The organism is Vibrio qinghaiensis (assembly GCF_002257545.1).
Taxonomy (GTDB): Bacteria; Pseudomonadota; Gammaproteobacteria; order Enterobacterales; family Vibrionaceae; genus Vibrio; species Vibrio ordalii.
This window is the reverse complement of the sequence record NZ_CP022741.1, coordinates 423,363-442,405: the sequence shown is the minus strand read 5'-3', so window position 1 is coordinate 442,405 and position 19,043 is coordinate 423,363. Positions and strand designations below refer to the sequence as shown.

The 19,043-nt window shown below is 45.8% G+C and carries 20 protein-coding genes and 1 tRNA gene; 8 read left to right on the top strand and 13 right to left on the bottom strand.

Annotation, left to right across the window (positions count from 1 at the left end):
* Nucleotides 1-234 precede the first annotated feature (234 nt).
* Nucleotides 235-2,823, top strand: coding sequence for a DNA mismatch repair protein MutS (mutS, locus tag CCZ37_RS02215; RefSeq protein WP_094499640.1), 2,589 nt, complete (start codon nucleotides 235-237; stop codon nucleotides 2,821-2,823).
* A gap of 210 nt (nucleotides 2,824-3,033) precedes the next feature.
* Here mutS and rpoS read toward each other — a convergent pair whose 3' ends face one another.
* The 11 genes from rpoS to folB all read right to left on the bottom strand — a co-directional run bounded on the left by rpoS (nucleotide 3,034) and on the right by folB (nucleotide 10,977).
* Entirely contained in the window at nucleotides 3,034-4,035 is a 1,002-nt protein-coding gene (gene rpoS, locus CCZ37_RS02210) for an RNA polymerase sigma factor RpoS (RefSeq protein WP_017047531.1), read from the bottom strand.
* 72 nt (nucleotides 4,036-4,107) lie between these two features.
* Entirely contained in the window at nucleotides 4,108-5,040 is a 933-nt protein-coding gene (nlpD, locus tag CCZ37_RS02205) for a murein hydrolase activator NlpD (protein WP_167372419.1), read from the bottom strand.
* Nucleotides 5,041-5,045: 5 nt separating this feature from the next.
* Nucleotides 5,046-5,672 (bottom strand): protein-L-isoaspartate(D-aspartate) O-methyltransferase, encoded by a 627-nt coding sequence (locus tag CCZ37_RS02200; protein WP_094499638.1) that lies wholly within the window; start codon nucleotides 5,670-5,672, stop codon nucleotides 5,046-5,048.
* Nucleotides 5,672-6,418 carry a 5'/3'-nucleotidase SurE gene (surE, locus tag CCZ37_RS02195; protein ID WP_010320454.1) on the bottom strand — a complete coding sequence of 249 codons (747 nt, stop codon included), beginning with the start codon at nucleotides 6,416-6,418 and terminating at the stop codon, nucleotides 5,672-5,674. The genes CCZ37_RS02200 and surE overlap by 1 nt, the downstream gene beginning before the upstream one ends.
* A 12-nt stretch (nucleotides 6,419-6,430) precedes the next feature.
* A complete protein-coding gene (gene truD, locus CCZ37_RS02190) occupies nucleotides 6,431-7,528 on the bottom strand; it encodes a tRNA pseudouridine(13) synthase TruD (RefSeq protein ID WP_017048938.1) in 1,098 nt (365 codons plus the stop codon).
* Nucleotides 7,529-7,701: 173 nt separating this feature from the next.
* Nucleotides 7,702-8,187, bottom strand: a complete 486-nt coding sequence (ispF, locus tag CCZ37_RS02185) for a 2-C-methyl-D-erythritol 2,4-cyclodiphosphate synthase (RefSeq protein ID WP_013857718.1) — start codon at nucleotides 8,185-8,187, stop codon at nucleotides 7,702-7,704.
* Nucleotides 8,180-8,911, bottom strand: coding sequence for a 2-C-methyl-D-erythritol 4-phosphate cytidylyltransferase (gene ispD / locus CCZ37_RS02180; protein ID WP_010320457.1), 732 nt, complete (start codon nucleotides 8,909-8,911; stop codon nucleotides 8,180-8,182). The genes ispF and ispD overlap by 8 nt, the downstream gene beginning before the upstream one ends.
* Nucleotides 8,912-9,193 carry a cell division protein FtsB gene (gene ftsB / locus CCZ37_RS02175; protein ID WP_064626116.1) on the bottom strand — a complete coding sequence of 94 codons (282 nt, stop codon included), beginning with the start codon at nucleotides 9,191-9,193 and terminating at the stop codon, nucleotides 8,912-8,914.
* A 129-nt stretch (nucleotides 9,194-9,322) separates the two neighbouring features.
* Nucleotides 9,323-10,126 (bottom strand): undecaprenyl-diphosphate phosphatase, encoded by an 804-nt coding sequence (locus CCZ37_RS02170; protein WP_094499637.1) that lies wholly within the window; start codon nucleotides 10,124-10,126, stop codon nucleotides 9,323-9,325.
* A gap of 9 nt (nucleotides 10,127-10,135) precedes the next feature.
* The gene (folK, locus tag CCZ37_RS02165) at nucleotides 10,136-10,627 is read right to left on the bottom strand and encodes a 2-amino-4-hydroxy-6-hydroxymethyldihydropteridine diphosphokinase (RefSeq protein ID WP_094499636.1); all 492 of its coding nucleotides are present in this window, start codon (nucleotides 10,625-10,627) and stop codon (nucleotides 10,136-10,138) included.
* Nucleotides 10,624-10,977 (bottom strand): bifunctional dihydroneopterin aldolase/7,8-dihydroneopterin epimerase, encoded by a 354-nt coding sequence (gene folB, locus CCZ37_RS02160; RefSeq protein ID WP_017043752.1) that lies wholly within the window; start codon nucleotides 10,975-10,977, stop codon nucleotides 10,624-10,626. Before folB ends, folK begins: the two co-directional genes overlap by 4 nt.
* A gap of 187 nt (nucleotides 10,978-11,164) precedes the next feature.
* Here folB and plsY point away from each other — a divergent pair, with 187 nt between their 5' ends.
* A complete protein-coding gene (plsY, locus tag CCZ37_RS02155; protein WP_094499635.1) occupies nucleotides 11,165-11,767 on the top strand; it encodes a glycerol-3-phosphate 1-O-acyltransferase PlsY in 603 nt (200 codons plus the stop codon).
* Between the two features lie 111 nt (nucleotides 11,768-11,878).
* Here plsY and CCZ37_RS02150 read toward each other — a convergent pair whose 3' ends face one another.
* Both CCZ37_RS02150 and tsaD read right to left on the bottom strand, forming a co-directional pair.
* Complete coding sequence (locus tag CCZ37_RS02150) at nucleotides 11,879-12,727, bottom strand: alpha/beta fold hydrolase (RefSeq protein WP_013857724.1); 849 nt, start codon at nucleotides 12,725-12,727, stop codon at nucleotides 11,879-11,881.
* Between the two features lie 135 nt (nucleotides 12,728-12,862).
* On the bottom strand, nucleotides 12,863-13,879 hold the full coding sequence (gene tsaD / locus CCZ37_RS02145; RefSeq protein ID WP_017043754.1) for a tRNA (adenosine(37)-N6)-threonylcarbamoyltransferase complex transferase subunit TsaD: 1,017 nt from the start codon (nucleotides 13,877-13,879) through the stop codon (nucleotides 12,863-12,865).
* 240 nt (nucleotides 13,880-14,119) lie between these two features.
* Between tsaD and rpsU the strand changes: the two genes are divergently transcribed.
* The 6 genes from rpsU (at nucleotide 14,120) to CCZ37_RS18825 (ending at nucleotide 19,000) form a co-directional block, all read left to right on the top strand.
* Entirely contained in the window at nucleotides 14,120-14,335 is a 216-nt protein-coding gene (gene rpsU, locus CCZ37_RS02140; RefSeq protein ID WP_004396009.1) for a 30S ribosomal protein S21, read from the top strand.
* 29 nt (nucleotides 14,336-14,364) lie between these two features.
* Nucleotides 14,365-14,808: a GatB/YqeY domain-containing protein gene (locus tag CCZ37_RS02135; RefSeq protein ID WP_010318215.1), complete on the top strand. Its 444-nt coding sequence runs from the start codon at nucleotides 14,365-14,367 to the stop codon at nucleotides 14,806-14,808.
* Nucleotides 14,809-14,903: 95 nt separating this feature from the next.
* A complete protein-coding gene (dnaG, locus tag CCZ37_RS02130; RefSeq protein ID WP_094499634.1) occupies nucleotides 14,904-16,646 on the top strand; it encodes a DNA primase in 1,743 nt (580 codons plus the stop codon).
* A 98-nt stretch (nucleotides 16,647-16,744) separates the two neighbouring features.
* On the top strand, nucleotides 16,745-18,601 hold the full coding sequence (gene rpoD, locus CCZ37_RS02125; RefSeq protein WP_094499633.1) for an RNA polymerase sigma factor RpoD: 1,857 nt from the start codon (nucleotides 16,745-16,747) through the stop codon (nucleotides 18,599-18,601).
* A gap of 143 nt (nucleotides 18,602-18,744) precedes the next feature.
* A tRNA-Ile gene (locus CCZ37_RS02120) sits at nucleotides 18,745-18,820 on the top strand.
* Nucleotides 18,821-18,844: 24 nt separating this feature from the next.
* The gene (locus CCZ37_RS18825; protein ID WP_157729194.1) at nucleotides 18,845-19,000 is read left to right on the top strand and encodes a hypothetical protein; all 156 of its coding nucleotides are present in this window, start codon (nucleotides 18,845-18,847) and stop codon (nucleotides 18,998-19,000) included.
* The last annotated feature ends 43 nt before the right edge of the window (nucleotides 19,001-19,043 follow it).

The window sequence follows — 19,043 nt, the reverse complement described above, 5'->3', positions numbered from 1 at the left end:
CTCCAACCCAATGGGCTAATCAGTGCTGAACGCGCTCATCACTTTTTAGCCCTTGGCTTTGCTTCCACATCAGCATCCCTTGATTGCTCAGCAATAGCGAAGTTTGTTATCCTCCAACTCTTTAAATGCATGTTCTGACGATTCTTTCTAACTCATGTCAGAGCTAAGACCGCTGCCATTCCTGTACGGTGGTCATTTTCACAGTCAGCCATTGATAATCGAGTGACGAATAACATGAGCAAATCCAGCGCATCTTCCGCCGAGTCTTCACCACAGCACACCCCGATGATGCGGCAATATCTGCAATTGAAAGCTGAAAACCCCGATATTCTGCTCTTTTATCGGATGGGCGATTTCTACGAGCTGTTTTACGATGACGCGAAACGCGCATCGCAATTACTGGAAATATCACTCACCAAACGCGGTGCTTCTGCGGGTGAGCCTATTCCAATGGCGGGCGTTCCCTATCACGCAGTGGAAGGTTACTTAGCGAAATTGGTACAGCAGGGCGAATCCGTCGCGATTTGTGAACAAATTGGCGATCCTGCCACCAGCAAAGGCCCCGTTGAGCGTAAAGTGGTGCGGATTGTCACGCCCGGCACGGTCACGGATGAAGCCTTGCTCTCTGAGCGAGTCGATAATTTAATTGCCGCCATCTACCACCACGATGGTCGCTTTGGCTACGCGACCTTAGACATCACTTCAGGGCGTTTCCAACTGAGTGAGCCTGAAACCGAAGAGGCGATGGCCGCCGAACTGCAACGCACCGCACCGCGCGAACTGCTCTTTCCTGAAGATTTCACACCTGTCACTTTAATGGGCAATCGCAAAGGCAACCGTCGCCGCCCTATTTGGGAATTTGAATTAGAGACAGCAAAACAGCAGTTGAACCAACAATTTGGTACGCGTGATTTAGTCGGTTTTGGCGTAGAACAGGCCAAACTGGGTTTATGCGCCGCTGGTTGCTTGATTCAATACGTGAAAGATACGCAGCGCACTGCACTGCCTCATATTCGTTCACTGACGTTTGATCGCCAAGATCACTCGGTGATCTTAGATGCCGCCACGCGCCGTAATTTAGAGATCACGCAGAACTTGTCCGGTGGCTTTGATAACACCTTAGCGGAAGTGCTCGATCACTGCGCCACTCCTATGGGCAGCCGTATGCTCAAACGCTGGTTACACCAACCGATGCGCTGTATCGATACACTGAATCAACGCCTTGATGCGATCGGCGAGTTGAAACAACTTACTTTGTTTAGTGAATTACAACCTGTGCTGAAACAGATTGGCGATATTGAACGTATTCTTGCACGTTTGGCATTGCGTTCTGCTCGCCCAAGAGACTTAGCGCGCCTGCGACATGCGATGCAGCAATTGCCGCAGCTCAGTGAAATACTGCAACCCTTGTCGCAACCCCACTTAGTTCAGTTAACTCATCATGTACAGCCATTGGATGAGTTGTGCACACGGCTTGAGCGAGCGATCAAAGACAACCCACCAGTTGTGATTCGTGATGGCGGTGTGATTGCCGATGGCTACAGCGCCGAACTGGATGAATGGCGTGATTTAGCCAACGGCGCAACCGAATACTTGAATAAATTAGAAGCTGAAGAGCGCGAACGTCACGGCATTGATACGCTAAAAGTCGGCTACAACGCGATTCACGGTTTCTACATTCAAGTCAGCCGTGGCCAAAGTCACCTCGTTCCTCCCCACTATGTGCGCCGCCAAACGCTGAAAAATGCCGAGCGTTATATTATTGCCGAGCTAAAAGCGCATGAAGATAAAGTGCTCAACTCGAAATCAAAAGCACTGGCAGTGGAAAAGCAGCTTTGGGAAGAGTTATTTGACTTATTGTTGCCTCATTTAGAGCAGATGCAAAACCTTGCATCTTCGCTATCGCAGCTCGATGTGTTACAAAACCTTGCCGAGCGCGCTGAAAGCTTAGACTACTGTCGCCCGACCTTGAGTAAAGATCCGGCTATCCATATCCAAGCTGGTCGTCACCCTGTTGTTGAGCAGGTGATGAGTGAACCCTTCATTGCCAACCCAATTGAGCTCAACCCGCAACGAAAAATGTTGATCATTACCGGGCCTAACATGGGCGGTAAATCGACCTACATGCGCCAAACCGCATTGATTACTTTATTAGCGCATATCGGTTGCTATGTGCCAGCGGAAGCGGCACGCATCGGTTCGATTGACCGCATCTTCACCCGTATTGGTGCATCGGACGATCTCGCCTCTGGTCGCTCTACTTTCATGGTTGAAATGACCGAAACTGCCAACATTTTGCATAATGCGACACAAAATAGCTTGGTATTGATGGATGAAATTGGCCGCGGCACCAGTACCTATGATGGGTTATCACTGGCTTGGGCAAGTGCACAATGGCTCGCAAGCCAAATTGGCGCGCTAACGCTATTTGCCACTCATTATTTTGAGCTGACCGAGCTGCCAAACCAGCTACCTCACTTAGCCAACGTGCATTTAGACGCCGTGGAACATGGCGATAGCATTGCCTTTATGCATGCGGTTCAAGAAGGTGCGGCAAGTAAATCTTACGGCCTAGCAGTGGCAGGTCTTGCTGGCGTGCCTAAAGCGGTGATCAAAAACGCGCGCGCTAAACTGTCGCAGCTCGAGTTATTGAGCCAACAACAACCAAATAACAGCAAAAGCTCAACCGTAGATATTGCTAATCAACTCAGTTTGATCCCAGACCCAAGCGAAGTCGAACAGGCATTAGCAGCTATTGACCCTGACGATCTAACGCCTCGCCAAGCATTAGAAGCGCTTTATCGCTTGAAGAAGCTAATGTAACAATCTGATATTAAAAATAAAAAAGGCATCGATTTTAAGTCGGTGCCTTTTATGCTTTTATGCTTTTATGCTTTTATGCTTTTATGCTTTTATGCTTTTATGCTTTTATGCTTTTATGCTTTTATGCTTTTATGCTTTTATGAAATAGTTTATAAATCAATGACTTATTAATCAATAACGTTATCAATCAAGCTCTTGTTGAACCAACCTTTAGTCGTATTCAACATTAAACAGCGCTTCCATGTTCAAGCCTTGTTTAACCAAGATCTCTCTCAAACGACGTAGGCCTTCCACTTGAATTTGACGAACTCGTTCACGGGTTAAGTTAATTTCGCGCCCTACTTCTTCTAAGGTGGACGGCTCATAACCTAATAGTCCAAAACGGCGTGCAAGTACCTCTTTTTGTTTTGGGTTCAGTTCATCTAACCAATTCAGTAGTGATTCGCGGATATCATCATCTTGCGTAGAAATTTCAGGATCAGAGTTGTTCGCATCTGGGATGATATCGAGTAGCGCTTTGTCACCATCGCCGCCAATCGGCGTATCGACAGAACTGATACGCTCGTTCAGACGCAGCATTTTACTGACATCTTCGACTGGCTTATCCAGTTGGAACGCAATTTCTTCTGCGGTAGGTTCGTGATCTAACTTCTGCGATAGCTCGCGAGCCGTGCGAAGGTAGATATTCAACTCTTTAACGACGTGAATTGGCAAACGGATAGTGCGCGTTTGGTTCATTAATGCACGTTCAATGGTTTGACGGATCCACCAAGTAGCATAAGTTGAGAATCTAAAGCCACGTTCTGGATCAAATTTTTCTACCGCACGGATCAAGCCTAAATTACCCTCTTCAATTAGATCGAGTAAAGCCAAGCCACGATTACCATAACGGCGAGAAATTTTAACGACCAAACGTAAGTTACTTTCGATCATGCGTTTACGAGCAGCTTCATCGCCTCTCAGTGAACGACGAGCATAAAGTACTTCTTCTTGAGCTGTTAATAATGGAGAAAAACCAATCTCGCTAAGATACATCTGTGTTGCATCTAAGCTTTTTGTTGACGCATCAAACCCTTCTTTGGCATCTTCGATTTGAACATCGTCATCGCTTTGGCTTTTAGTGGTGGTGAGTTCTTCATCAACCTCAATCGAATCCATGATCTCTTGGTCTTCAAACTCTTCGACTTTCGTTACTGCATTGCTGATACTCATAGCGCCTCCCCCTGGCGAGCTAGCAAGACATTACTACTTTCTAATGTCGCTACATGACTCTTTCAAGTATGTTTACGGTAAGTAGCGTTTTGGATTCACCGACTTACCTTGATAACGAATTTCAAAGTGTAAACGAACACTGCTGGTTCCTGAGCTGCCCATGGTTGCTATTTTTTGGCCAGCCTTAACACTTTGTCCTTCTTTTACCAGTAACCGATCGTTATGAGCATAAGCACTGAGGTAGTTATCATTATGTTTTACAATCACAAGATTGCCATAACCTCTTAATGCATTTCCCGAATAGACAACGGTTCCTGCAGCAGTTGATAAAATGGATTGACCACGCTGTCCTGCGATGTCGATCCCTTTATTTCCTTGATCGCCTGCTGAAAAATTTTTAATTATTCTCCCTTGTGTCGGCCATAACCATTTTGAAACTTTATCATCTTTTGGTTTAGCAAAGGTTACATTAGCATTAACATTTTGTTTACCTTTTGAATCAACATACTCTTTTGGTTTCGATTGTTCAACTACCTTAGGAGGATCTTTTTTTGCAACTTTGGTCGAGGAACTTGCGGCATTGGATCCACCATTTTGATTAGAGTTTTTACTCACTCCGCTTACAACCATTGGTGGAGGAACTAGACCAGCCATTGTGCTAGCAGGGGTTGCGGCCGCAATGACTTCTGTTACACCAGTACCACCGTAAGCAGGAGGCGTGTAATTGGGGATCCATAATTTGAGTTTTTGACCAGGATGAATGGTGTAAGGTTTTTTTAAATTATTGAAACGAATCAAGTCGTTTACATTTTTATCTGTGACATAAGATATAAAATAGAGCGTATCGCCTTTTTGCACTTCGTAAAAACTGCCGCGATAACTACCACGAGGAATGGCATTATAGTCTTTATTGAGCCCAGAAACGGGTGCAGGAGTATGAGCAGCACATCCGATAAGGACGCTACTAATTAGCACCATTATTACTCTATTTCTTAGGTTACTCATCATCACTAAGCTAAATCACCGGCAACTAAAGGGACAAAACGCACCATCTCAATGATGTGGGAAATAAAATCATCGCCTTGGCGAACTATTTTCAATAACTGCTGATCACTACTGCCAACCGGGATCACTAAGCGGCCACCTTCCGCAAGCTGATCAAGCAGAGCATTTGGGACAAATTCGGCCGCCGCCGTAACAATGATCGCATCAAAAGGGGCTTTAGCATCCCAGCCCAACCAGCCATCACCATGCTTAGTCGAGACGTTATAAATATCAAGTTGCTTTAAACGACGCTTCGCGTCCCACTGCAATGACTTGATCCGTTCAATCGAATACACGTGCTCAACCAACTGGGCAAGCACAGCGGTTTGATAACCCGAGCCAGTGCCAATTTCTAAGACCTTACTCTGCGGCTCAAGTTCTAAAAGCTGCGTCATTTTTGCCACAATGTAAGGTTGTGAAATCGTTTGTCCTTGGCCTATCGGCAAGGCATTGTTGTCATAGGCTTGATGCATCATCGCCTGAGAAACAAAGCTTTCTCTTGGCAAACAATGAATGGCATCCAAAACGGTTTGAGCTTGGATACCATTCGCGATCAGAAATTCAATTAATCTGTCGGCATGTGGATTGGCCATTACCCTTTTTCCTTCAACCAGTTATCCATACTTGGCAGTGACTCATGAGCCGTGAGATCAACCTGCAACGGCGTCAAGGAGACATAGCCATGCTCAATCGCATAGAAATCAGTCCCTTGCCCTGCATCTTGCTCTTTACCCGGAGGACCTAACCAATAAATATCATGCCCACGAGGATCTTTCTGCTTAATCATACTTTCTGCGTGATGGCGAGCACCTAAACGCGTCACTTGAATACCCGCTAACTCCTCAAACGGACGATCTGGTACGTTCACATTCAATAATCGATTGGTTGGGATTGGGGCATTGAGATGCTGTTCGACCAACTGGCGCGCTATCTGCGCTGCCGTAGTAAAATTAGCCGTCCCGACCAGTGAAAACGCGATCGCTTGCACCCCAAGAAAATGCCCTTCCATCGCCGCCGCAACCGTGCCCGAATAGAGCACGTCATCGCCCAAATTCGCACCATGATTGATGCCTGTCAGCACCAAATCAGGCAGATCATCTTTGAGCAGTTCATTGAGTGCAAAATGCACACAATCGGTTGGTGTGCCTTGCACTGAATAGGTATTGGGTGCAATGAGATCCACACGAAGCGGCTGCTCTAATGTCAGCGAATTGGAGGCTCCTGACCGATTACGATCCGGCGCGACAATCACGATCTCGGCGAGATCAGCCAGCGCGCGTGCTAGGGTATTTAAACCTTGCGCGTATACACCATCATCATTGCTTAATAAAATCTTCATCGAGTTTTTTCCTTAGAACTCGCGTTCAACCGCTATCTCTTCAACCAATTCACGAATGACTGAGGTAGCAAAACTTCCTGCATCTAAATCAAAACGTAACGTCACATTGTCTTGCTCAACTGTCCAAGAAAGATTCTGCGGCTTAAGCATCAGCGCCCGGCGCTCATGACGCATACGATTACTGCGGATCAGTGCCATCAAGTCAGGTTCAGCATCAAGGTGAACTTGTTCTAAATCTAAAGCCTCGCCTTGCGTCGGTAGTGCATTATCGCCCGCCAAAGCAGCACTTATTTGCACTTCATTCAATGCCAGTTTGTTATTGAGATCGGTAAGATTCGCCAAGGTGACTAAGGTCGTTTTCTCTCCCTCAAGTGCGATATCTCCTTCGATAAATTGGTGTAACTTATCTTGCTCGATACGGGCAGAGACAATTTGGTTGAAAATCCACGAACGGGCCGCCGAGAGATACAAACTGCGCTGATTTTGGTTACGTGAACGCACGTTCTCTTTTCCCCAGCGACGCGCTTCACTGAGGTTATTGCCGTGATTGCCAAAACGTTGGCTACCAAAATAATTAGGCACACCGTGCGTGGCGATGTGCTCTAATCGCGTCACGACTTCGGCGGTGTCGGTGACTTCAGAAAGCGTGATTTCAAAATGATTGCCGACTAAATCTCCGGGGCGCAACTTTTTATTGTGACGCGTAGTTTCCAGAATTTCGATGCTCGGATATTGAGCCAAAAACTCGGTGAAATCTGGCGTCTCACCTTTTGGTAAATGTACACTAAGCCACTGCTGCGTAACCGCATGACGATCTTTCAGACCAGCCCAACTCACATCTTTTGATTTCACACCACATGCTTTAGCCAATTCATTGACCACAAAACTGGTATTTTCACCAGTTTTACGAATATGAACCATTAAGTGTTCACCACTTCCTGCCAGTTCGAATCCTAAGTCTTCAATCACTTTAAAGTGCTCTGGCTTGGCTTTTATTTTGGCTTTAGCGGCTGGTTTACCACAAAGGTAAGCCAATGAAGATAATATATCTGACATGTTTTCATCCGTCGCTGACGCGAGTTGGCGGTAATAATAAAAACAGCGACGCATGAGCCGCTATTGCGCGTTACTGAGCGTGCCATTCGTTGGCGGAAGTCCATCAATAACGTGTTTTTACATAGAAGGAGAGGCAAGTGAATTGCCATTACCTCTTCAATTTGCTGGGTCGTTTTATTAAGGCAATATTATGCTTTGATCAACCGTGCATTTAATCTGTAGTACATTTAATCTGTAGTGCATTTGATCAATAAGACAACCGCTTCGCAAGCAATACCTTCTTTGCGCCCAGTGAAACCAAGGCGCTCGGTTGTGGTTGCTTTGACGTTAATATTATCTAGCGTCGTTTCAAGATCTTGCGCAATGGCAGCGCACATCGCTTCAATATACGGCGCCATCTTCGGCGCTTGCGCGATAATGGTGACGTCGGCATTGCCTAAACGGTAGCCTTGCGCTTTCACACGGCGATAGACATCTTTCAATAATTCACGGCTATCTGCCCCTTTCCATTTATCATCGGTATCGGGGAAATGGCGGCCAATATCACCTGCGGCAATCGCGCCAAGCAGCGCATCACTTAAAGCATGCAAGGCGACATCACCATCGGAATGAGCAATTAAGCCTTGCTCATAAGGAACGGCAATTCCCCCAATGATGACTGGGCCTTCACCGCCAAATTTATGAACATCAAAACCGTGGCCAATTCTAATCATGGTTATTTCCTATTGCGGCTAGTGAGGAAGTACGACCTAAATAAAACTCAGCTAAAGCGAGATCTTCGGGTTGCGTAATTTTGAGATTATCCGCTCGCCCAGCGACCAACGCTGGATGTAACCCTTGCCACTCCATTGCGGATGCTTCATCGGTGATGATGACTTGCTGATCTAACGCGTCCGACAAAGCCTCAAAAAGCGGCTTGGCTCTAAACATCTGGGGGGTGAGTGCATGCCATAATGCGACGCGATCAACGGTATGATCAATGTTGTTTTCGCCATCAGCACGCTTCATTGTGTCTCGAACAGGTGCAGCTAAAATCGCACCTACCGGATGCTCTTTAGCCGTCGTAATCAATCGGTCAATATCTGCAAAAGTAAGACAAGGCCGCGCTGCATCATGCACGAGAACCCATTCACCTAGGGAATTAGCTAAAACATATTGCAGCGCCGAGAGCACCGAGTCGGCTCGCTCTTGACCACCGCTGACGCGAATAACATTGGGATTAGTGGCTAATGGCAGAGCAAAATAGTAAGGATCATCGTCACTGACGGCGACAACAACGCGATCAATATTAGGGTGCGCGAGCAGCGTCGCTATTGTGTGTTCGAGAACGGTTTTGTTGTGTATGGTTAAATACTGTTTCGGACGATCCGCTTGCATTCGGCTGCCAACACCAGCAGCCGGTACAATCGCGGTAAGAGAAAGCGTACTGTGCGGCATTTATTGACTATCCTCACCGACCAATCGATAGAAAGTTTCACCTTCTTTTATCATTCCTAATTCATGACGCGCTCGCTCTTCAATCGCGTCCAGTCCTTGTCGTAAATCATCAATTTCGACGAACATTTCCGAATTTCGTAGCGTTAGGTTTTCGTTTACTTGTTGCTGCAGGTCAATTTCATCGACAATGGTTCGATAATCAGCAATGCCATTTTTACCGAGCCACAAATCGTACTGTAATAAACCGAATAATAACGCCAATGTCACCGCAAAAAGTCGCATCACATCTATAACCATTCAAAACGCTCACTATGAAAGAGAACGTAAACGATAAACAAAGCGTGCTGTTTAAAAAAAGTGACGCTTTAACACAGCACGAAAATGATGGCTATTTATATCACAAGCCTTTATTTAACTCATCATTAGGAACGCAAATAAGCCGCCACCCAGAATTAAACGATAAATGACAAACGGAGTCATACCCATTTTAGAAATCAGTTTTAAGAAGAAATGGATACAAATATAAGCACTGATAAAGGAGGTCAGGATACCCGTCATTAAGAAACCGAAATGCACAGGTTCGCCACTGGTCACCAGCTTTAACCCTAAATAGCCCCCCGCCAAAACAATGATAGGAATCGACATCAAGAAAGAAAAACGCGCGGCCGCTTCACGAGTAAAACCAAGGTACAACGCCGCTGTAATGGTCGCTCCTGAGCGAGAGGTACCGGGGATCACCGCAACCGCTTGTGCCAAACCGATCATCAACGACTTTTTCCAATCAGCTTGATATTCATCATCCGCTAATGGCGCGTTTTTATCGACATACCACAGTAATAGGCCAAAAATAATAGTGGTGGTTGCTATCACCCAAGCACTGCGTAGGTAGAGTTCAACAATATCTTTCATAAAAAAGCCGAAAATACAGGCAGGAATGGTTGCTAGTACGATCATCCATGCCAGTTTCGATTCTTTACTGCGCTCGCCTTTAAAAATCGAGGCAAAAAAAGCGCGCAGTAAAGTCACCACTTCTTGCCTAAAATAGATAACCACAGCGGCTAATGTGCCGACATGCACCGCCACATCAAAGGCAAGACCTTGATCTTCCCAGCCTAAAATGGCTGAAGGCAAAATCAAATGGGCGGAGCTGGAGATAGGTAAAAATTCGGTTAAGCCTTGAATCAAAGCCAAAAAAAACGCTTCTAAATAACTCATTATTAACTCTTAATTAATGTCGAACCAAGGTTTGACAGGGTTGAGCGATTCTAAGTTGATCGCCTGTTGCCATATTTGACGCACACTACGACCATCATTGGGAACGATCCGTTCCGGTGACAAATCGTAAAGTGGTTGTATGACAAATGGATATTTAAAGATATCACTGCGTGGCAATTCAGGATCTTGCGCGGAAACAAGCTCTCCAAACAAAATGATATCGAGATCTAAGGTGCGATCTTGAAATTTTTTCGCCTGCGGGTCGCGCCCCCATCGAGATTCAATCGCTCGAAGTTGCGCCGCGAAATCACTCAACGAAAGCCTTGTTTCCAGCGCAACGACTAAATTATAAAAGGCTGCACTATTGAACCCAACCGATGCACATTCGTAAATGGTCGAGATCTGTAGTTGATTTCCGATGGTCGACAATTCCTCGATAGCTGCTTCGATATGTTTGCGTCTTTCAATATTAGAACCGACGCCAACATAGACCGTCGTCATGCATGGCCTCGTTCAATGATAACGCCAACACTGGATGCCTGTGCAACCGCGCCAGGCTTGGCTAAACGAATTTTGACCCAAGGAACAGAAAAGCGCTGCATGATAAGCTCTGCTACTTCTTCTGCAACACGCTCTACCAATAAAAAGCGACCATTTTCAATATGTGCGATCACCGCTTGACTCACTTGTGCGTAGTCTAACGCATCACTTACATCATCACTTTTAGCTGCGGGTTGATTGTCGTGCGCCATTTCGATGTCGAGCACTAATTTCTGCTTGATCTCTTGTTCCCAATCATACACGCCAATGGTGGTGATCACCGTCAGCTGTTCAATAAAGACTTTATCCATTTTTGCGTCTCTTCCTCTAGAGGTCGGATACCCTAATTGCGTAAAAAATCGTACTATTTTGCCTAATCGCGATATCATATACCCAAACTGAGTCGAGATGCGAAATCCAAAACATTTTTTTGCTTTTCATCATGGTTAACAATGGCTTGTGAACTTGCTTTAGGGCATTTCCACTGCAGAGGTACTTATGACACCACTCGCACTGATAATGATCATTTCTGCCTATTTACTGGGTTCGATCTCAAGTGCGGTGTTGATCTGCCGTTTATTACGCCTGCCCGATCCTCGCGATATGGGCTCAAATAACCCCGGTGCAACTAACGTATTACGCATTGGCGGAAAAAAAGCCGCCATCGTGGTACTGCTGTGTGACATGCTCAAAGGCACCATTCCAGTATGGGGCGGCTACTATTTGGGGATTGATCCCATTCTATTGGGCCTAGTCGCCATCGCCGCTTGCCTTGGCCATATGTACCCTATTTTCTTTCATTTTAAAGGCGGAAAAGGTGTTGCAACAGCACTGGGAGCAATCGCACCGATCGGTTTAGATCTCACCGCACTTATCATATTGACTTGGGTCAGCGTTGCATTTTTATTTCGCTATTCATCCTTAGCGGCTTTGGTTACCGTGCTGCTCGCTCCGTTCTACACTTGGTTGATCAAACCGCAATATACCTTACCGGTAGCAATGCTGTGCTGCCTTATCGTGTTTCGTCATCACCAAAATATTAAACGGTTATTGGCTGGCACAGAGCCGAAAGTGGGTGAGAAAAAAACGCTTGGTTCTTGAGCTAGCTTGGATGATGGATAAACCCGCTTGCAAATAACGTCAATGACGAATAAGTAAAAGGCCTCTTACGAAGCCTTTTTTGATTAAGCATGACCCGCTAATAAGGGAAGACTAGCTAAGCGCTTTTTTCAAGAAACGGGTCAACATGGCGGTAACGTATTCAGGTTGCTCTAAGTTACTGATATGTCCAGCATTAGCAATAACCTCTAACTCACTGCCGTGAATGGCATCATTCATTAAGTAAGCCTCAAGAGGCGGACGAGGCATATCTTCAGCGCCAGCTGCAATCAACACTGGCAACCTCAATTGCTCCACCTCTTCAATCATGTCACGACGACCGAAGATCATTTTCCCCAACCGAGCCACTTCCACCGCTTGTTGACCAGTAAGCGCCGATAAATGTTGCTTGAATCCAGCCACTAATGCCGGAGATTTCTGCTCGCCATCTTTTGCAAAAAACATCGGTACAACTGCATCAACAATCGGTGATGGCACTTGCTGCATCGCCGCAATCGCATCGAGCATGGCAAAATATTTTGCATGGCTGACTTCAGGCTCTAGACCAACAAAGGTATCCATCATCACTAATGATTTCACGCGCGCAGGCGCAAGAACGGCTAACTCAGCCCCCCACATTCCACCTACAGAAAGACCAATGATAGAAAACTGCTCAATCGATAAGTGGTCCATCAAAGCCAAAATATGCTGAGCATAATCTTTTAGTGTGTTCATGGATGACGGTGCGAAATCTGACTGACCATGCGCCCATAAATCAGGCACGATACAGCGGTAGTGTTGACTCAACGCTTCCACCTGAGGTGCCCACATTGCGCTATCCCACAGATAGCTGTGACCGAAAACAAGCACTTCACCTTGCCCTTGATCCAAATAACGCATCTGGCAATCATCAATAACAAATGTCTTCATTGTGAATCCAATATTAGTAAAGTAGGTTGGCATTGTAGCATTGATATGAGCGATAACAGCTCAGAGCAGAATGTAAGCAATGGCTAATTAAAATCAATACAGAACGCCACAGAAACGGAAGTACCAAAGAACAAAACGGCCTCTAAAAAGAGACCGTTGCGACACCCGCTAAATAATGGGTTTAAGTTGATCAATCGGCCAGCGAGGTGTTGCCTGCACCGCTAAATCGACTGTTTCACCATTTTTTAAACGCTGCATACCCGCATAAGCAATCATTGCACCGTTGTCGGTACAAAACTCAGTACGCGGGTAATACACTTCACCACCAATTTTTTTCGCCAGTGCGCCAAGCTCAGCGCGTAACTGTTTATTGGCACTCACGCCACCGGCAATAACAATGCGTTTCATGCCAGTTTGCTGAAGGGCGCGTTTGCACTTAATCACTAAAGTGCCACACACCGCCTCTTGAAAGGCGTACGCAATATCCGCTCGGGTTTGCTCATCATTATCATTGGCCGCAATCGTATTGGCTGTAAATGTTTTTAAACCAGAGAAACTCATGTCTAACCCTGGTCGATCCGTCATCGGACGCGGAAACTTAAAACGCCCTGGCGTTCCTTTTTCAGCCAAACGAGCCAACAATGGACCCCCAGGATAATCAAGCCCCATCAGCTTCGCGGTTTTATCAAACGCCTCACCGGCCGCGTCATCAATAGACTCTCCGAGGATCTTATATTCACCAATCCCTTTCACCTCTACCATCATGGAATGACCACCGGAAACCAGTACGGCCACAAACGGAAACGGAGGCGGATTATCTTCAAGCATCGGAGCTAAAAGGTGCCCTTCCATATGGTGAACAGGCACCGCTGGCACATTCCACGCATAAGCCAAACTACGGCCAATCGTCGCGCCAACAAGCAGCGCACCCACTAAACCAGGACCTGCGGTGTAAGCCACGCCATCAATATCCGCAGGCGTCAAATTCGCTTCAGCCATCGCTGCTTTTATCAGTGGAATGGTCTTTTTAACATGGTCTCTAGAAGCAAGCTCCGGCACCACACCGCCGTAATCGGCGTGCAGTTTTACTTGGCTGTACAATTGATGAGAAAGTAAGCCTTTCTCTTCGTCATAAATGGCGATGCCAGTCTCGTCACACGAGGTTTCAATACCAATAATGCGCATAATTTTCTCAGCACGCTTTCATCAACAATTGGAAATGGCCGCCATGTTACCCCGCCTTGGCTCCGTAAACAAATTTTGTACAGACTATAATCGACAAAGTGCTTTACAAAGCTATTGCGATCGGATTAAAATTCCGCACCATTTTTGATCAAGCTGATAACCGAGCAAACAGACAAGAAATCTTGTGGTTTAAGCCTCAAAATATCAGCGTTAACGAATAACCCCTGAGGTGAAAGGCATATGCCAATAGTTAAAGTACGTGAAAACGAACCGTTCGATGTTGCATTACGTCGTTTCAAGCGCTCTTGCGAAAAAGCAGGTATCCTTTCTGAAGTGCGTCGTCGTGAGCACTATGAAAAACCAACTACCGTTCGCAAACGCGCTAAAGCAGCGGCTCAAAAGCGTCACGCTAAGAAGCTAGCTCGCGAAAACGCACGTCGCGTTCGCCTGTACTAATAACCTTTTTCCATTAAGGAACGAGCGTTATGGCTCTAATTGATATCCTCAAAGAAGAGCAAAAATTAGCGATGAAAGCCAAGGATAAAGTACGCCTTGGCACTATTCGTTTAGCCTTATCCGCGATAAAACAACGAGAAGTCGACGAGCAGATCACTCTGAACGACGACGATATTCTTGCTGTGATGGTAAAAATGGTTAAACAACGTCGCGACTCTGTCGCTCAATATGAAGCTGCCAATCGTCAAGATCTCGCAGATGCAGAGCAAGCAGAAATCACTATCCTTGAGGCATTTATGCCTCAGCCGTTGAGCGATGATGAAGTGAGCGCATTAATTGATGATGCAATCACACAGTCCGCTGCTGCTGGCATGCAAGACATGGGGAAAGTGATGGCTGTCTTGAAACCGCAAATTCAAGGGCGTGCAGATATGGGTAAAGTCAGCGGATTAGTTCGAACTAAACTCGCTTAAATGCCCGCATCAAATTGCATCAAGCCGTGCTATCCTCTGGAGCGCACGGCTTGTTTGTATCTAATCATTCGTTTTGGTCTTTTCTTTTAGGTTTTATGGCAGGACACATCCCTCGCAGTTTTATTGATGATCTCCTTGCTCGACTTGATATTGTCGACATCATAGACGCACGTGTGAAACTTAAGAAAAAAGGTAAGAACTACGGTGCTTGCTGCCCATTCCATAATGAAAAAACGCCCTCATTTAGTGTAAGCCAAGAAAAACAGTTCTATCACTGCTTTGGTTGTGGCGTGCATGGCAACGCCATCGACTTCATGATGGAATATGAACGCCTTGAATTCGTAGAAGCTATCGAAGAATTGGCTTCTTTTGTTGGGCTAGAAGTTCCCCGAGAGCAACGCTCTAGTGGCCATTTCTCATCAGCCCCTAAAGCCAATAGTGAAGAAAAACGCACCCTTTATGACTTAATGGGCAGCATTGCGCAGTTTTACCGTAACCAACTCAAAGTTCCGGGTAATCGTCATGCCATCGAGTACCTAAAAGATCGCGGTCTTTCTGGCGAAATCGTGCAGAAATTTGGTATTGGCTATATTGCTGACGAATGGGATTTAGTGCGCAAAAACTTCGGCCAGCAACAAGAAAGCCAAGAGATGCTCGTCACCGGCGGCATGTTGATCGAAAATGACAAAGGCAATCGCTACGATCGTTTTCGTGGGCGTATTATGTTTCCCATCCGCGACCGTCGCGGACGAGTGATCGGCTTTGGTGGACGCGTTACCGGTGATGGAACGCCAAAATACCTAAACTCACCAGAAACCCCCATTTTCCATAAAGGTAAAGAGCTGTATGGCCTATACGATGTCATGCAAGCCTATCGTGAACCCCCACAAGTATTGGTGGTTGAAGGTTATATGGATGTGGTTGCACTGGCGCAATATGGGGTGGACTACTCGGTTGCTTCGCTAGGAACCTCAACCACTGGCGATCACCTACAACTGCTTTTTCGCCAAACCAATACGGTGGTCTGCTGCTATGATGGTGACCGAGCAGGGCGAGAAGCGGCGTGGCGCGCACTGGAAAATGCGTTGAGTTATCTCAAAAGTGGCAATATTCTTAAATTCCTGTTTTTACCTGACGGTGAAGACCCTGATAGCTACATCAGAACCCATGGAAAAGCAGCCTTTGAACAGTTAGTGCAAGATGCTGAACCCTTATCCAAATACCTATTTACCAACCTACTGTCACAAGTTGATGTCGGTAATAACGAAGGGAAAGCGGCGCTTGAGGCGCTGGCATTACCACTGATTAATAAAGTGCCAGACACATCTCTACAAGCACAATTGCTCAAAATATTAGGGCAAAAAACTGGGATTTATAAAAAGCCATCACTGCCAGAATCAGACAAACACCGCTCACAGCCACACAAAGAGCTCAAACGCACACCGATGCGTGAAGTGATCGCTTTGCTTATTCAAAATCCAAGCTATGCTGAAATGGTGCCTGATATTTCCAGCGTTCAATCCTTGCCCATACCCGGTTTAAGTTTATTAATTGAGGTACTTGAGAATTGTCAAGCGTACCCCAATATTACTACAGGCCAATTACTTGAACACTGGCGCGGTAATAAAAACGAGCCCCTTCTGTCTCGTCTCGCAAGTTGGGAGATTCCACTTGTTGAAGACAATCAAGAAGAACTATTTTTAGATTCATTGGACAAAATATTGGCTCAATGCATCGAAAAGCAAATTGAAAACCTGCAGGCAAAAGAAAGAAGCGTCGGTTTATCAGCCGAAGAGAGACGGGAGCTTCAAGACTTAATGAAAGACTTGAAAGCGTAACCTAGTTTAAATAGTCAGCAATGAATAAATTTGTTAGTATATGTGGTTTGCATTTCGCATACTAATTCCTTCACCAGATATGAAGTTGGATACCGTCTATGGATCAAAATCCGCAGTCACAGCTAAAACTACTTGTCATTAAAGGCAAAGAGCAAGGCTATCTGACCTACGCCGAAGTAAATGACCACCTACCAGCCGAAATCGTAGATTCCGAGCAGGTAGAAGATATCATTCAGATGATCAATGACATGGGTATTAAGGTGGTAGAAACTGCCCCTGATGCCGATGATCTTGCTCTAAATGATGATAACGCAATCACCGATGAGGATGCTGCTGAAGCCGCAGCCGCTGCATTATCCAGTGTAGAAAGCGAAATTGGTCGTACTACCGACCCTGTGCGTATGTATATGCGCGAAATGGGTACCGTAGAACTGCTGACTCGCGAAGGTGAAATTGATATCGCTAAGCGTATTGAAGATGGTATTAACCAAGTTCAACGCGCAGTGGCTGAATATCCAGGCACCATTCCATACATCTTAGAGCAATTTGACAAAGTTCTTGCTGAAGAACTTCGTTTAACAGACCTGATCTCAGGTTTTGTTGATCCTGACTCAGATGCAACGAACGCTCCAACAGCAACCCATATCGGTTCAGAACTTGCTAGCGCTGACCTTGCTGATGAAGACGATCTCGATGATGATGAAGATGGCGATAGCGAAGATACTGACTCTGAAGAAGATGCAGGAATCGACCCTGAGCTTGCGCTAGAAAAATTCACCGAACTACGCAACAAGTATCAAAATCTTCAACTCGCGAAAAATGAGCATGGCTATGACAGTAATAAAGCCGCCCAAGCCACCGAGTTGATGTTGGATATTTTCCGTGAATTCCGACTCACGCCAAAGCAATTTGACTACCTAGTCAACAAGCTTCGCACCTCAATGGATCGCGTTCGTACTCAAGAACGTCTGATCATGAGAGCTGCGGTCGAATACGGTAAAATGCCTAAAAAGTCATTCATTGCCCTATTCACTGGCAATGAATCAAGCGATGCATGGTTAGATGAAGTACTCGCTTCAGAAAAGCCTTATGCAGAAAAAATCAGACAGCAAGAAGAAGACATTCGTCGTTCAATTCATAAATTGAAAATGATCGAAGAAGAAACGTCTTTGAATGTACAAAACATTAAAGACATCAGCCGTCGCATGTCTATCGGTGAAGCGAAAGCTCGTCGAGCGAAAAAAGAGATGGTTGAAGCAAACTTGCGTCTGGTTATTTCTATCGCGAAGAAATACACCAACCGTGGCCTGCAGTTCTTGGATCTTATCCAAGAAGGTAATATCGGCCTGATGAAAGCGGTAGATAAGTTTGAATACCGCCGTGGTTATAAGTTCTCAACTTACGCCACTTGGTGGATTCGCCAAGCTATCACACGTTCAATTGCAGACCAAGCACGTACGATTCGTATTCCAGTGCACATGATCGAAACGATCAACAAACTGAATCGAATCTCACGTCAGATGCTGCAAGAGATGGGCCGCGAGCCTCTGCCAGAAGAATTGGCAGAACGCATGCAAATGCCAGAAGATAAAATTCGTAAAGTACTGAAAATTGCTAAAGAGCCAATCTCTATGGAGACACCTATCGGTGACGACGAAGATTCGCATCTTGGTGACTTTATCGAGGATACAACCCTTGAACTACCACTTGATTCTGCTACGGCCACCAGCCTAAGAGCAGCGACTCGTGACGTTCTTGCTGGCCTAACTCCTCGCGAAGCGAAAGTACTGCGTATGCGTTTCGGTATTGACATGAATACCGACCACACGCTAGAAGAAGTTGGTAAGCAGTTTGACGTAACGCGTGAGCGTATCCGCCAAATTGAAGCGAAAGCACTGCGTAAACTGCGTCACCCAAGCCGCTCTGAAACATTGCGCAGCTTCCTAGACGAGTAATCGCAACCTATCCAATCTAAAAGGTGAGCACAAGCTCACCTTTTTTGTATCTCATAGTTTAAGTGGATAAAAACTAAGCGCATTTACCCTATTTTGCGGGTAGACACTCATAACTCCATCCCCTATAATCACACACCTAATTTGGCCCCTTAGCTCAGTGGTTAGAGCAGTCGACTCATAATCGATTGGTCCCCAGTTCAAGTCTGGGAGGGGCCACCAAATTCTAGAAGGTTAGTAAGCGTAGTGTTTACTAACCTTTTTTTGTACCTGACGATTTTGGTTCAGGTAATGGGTCAGGTAAGCCCCGATCACGCACTCTTCTCTGTCTTCTTCCAATACGAATCTGAATACTACGCTATTGCTAAATGTGTCGCTCTGGCTGATAAAACTCTCTCATAGAGAGCAAAGAGAGATTGAATTCGCAAACCAGACATAAGTAGCT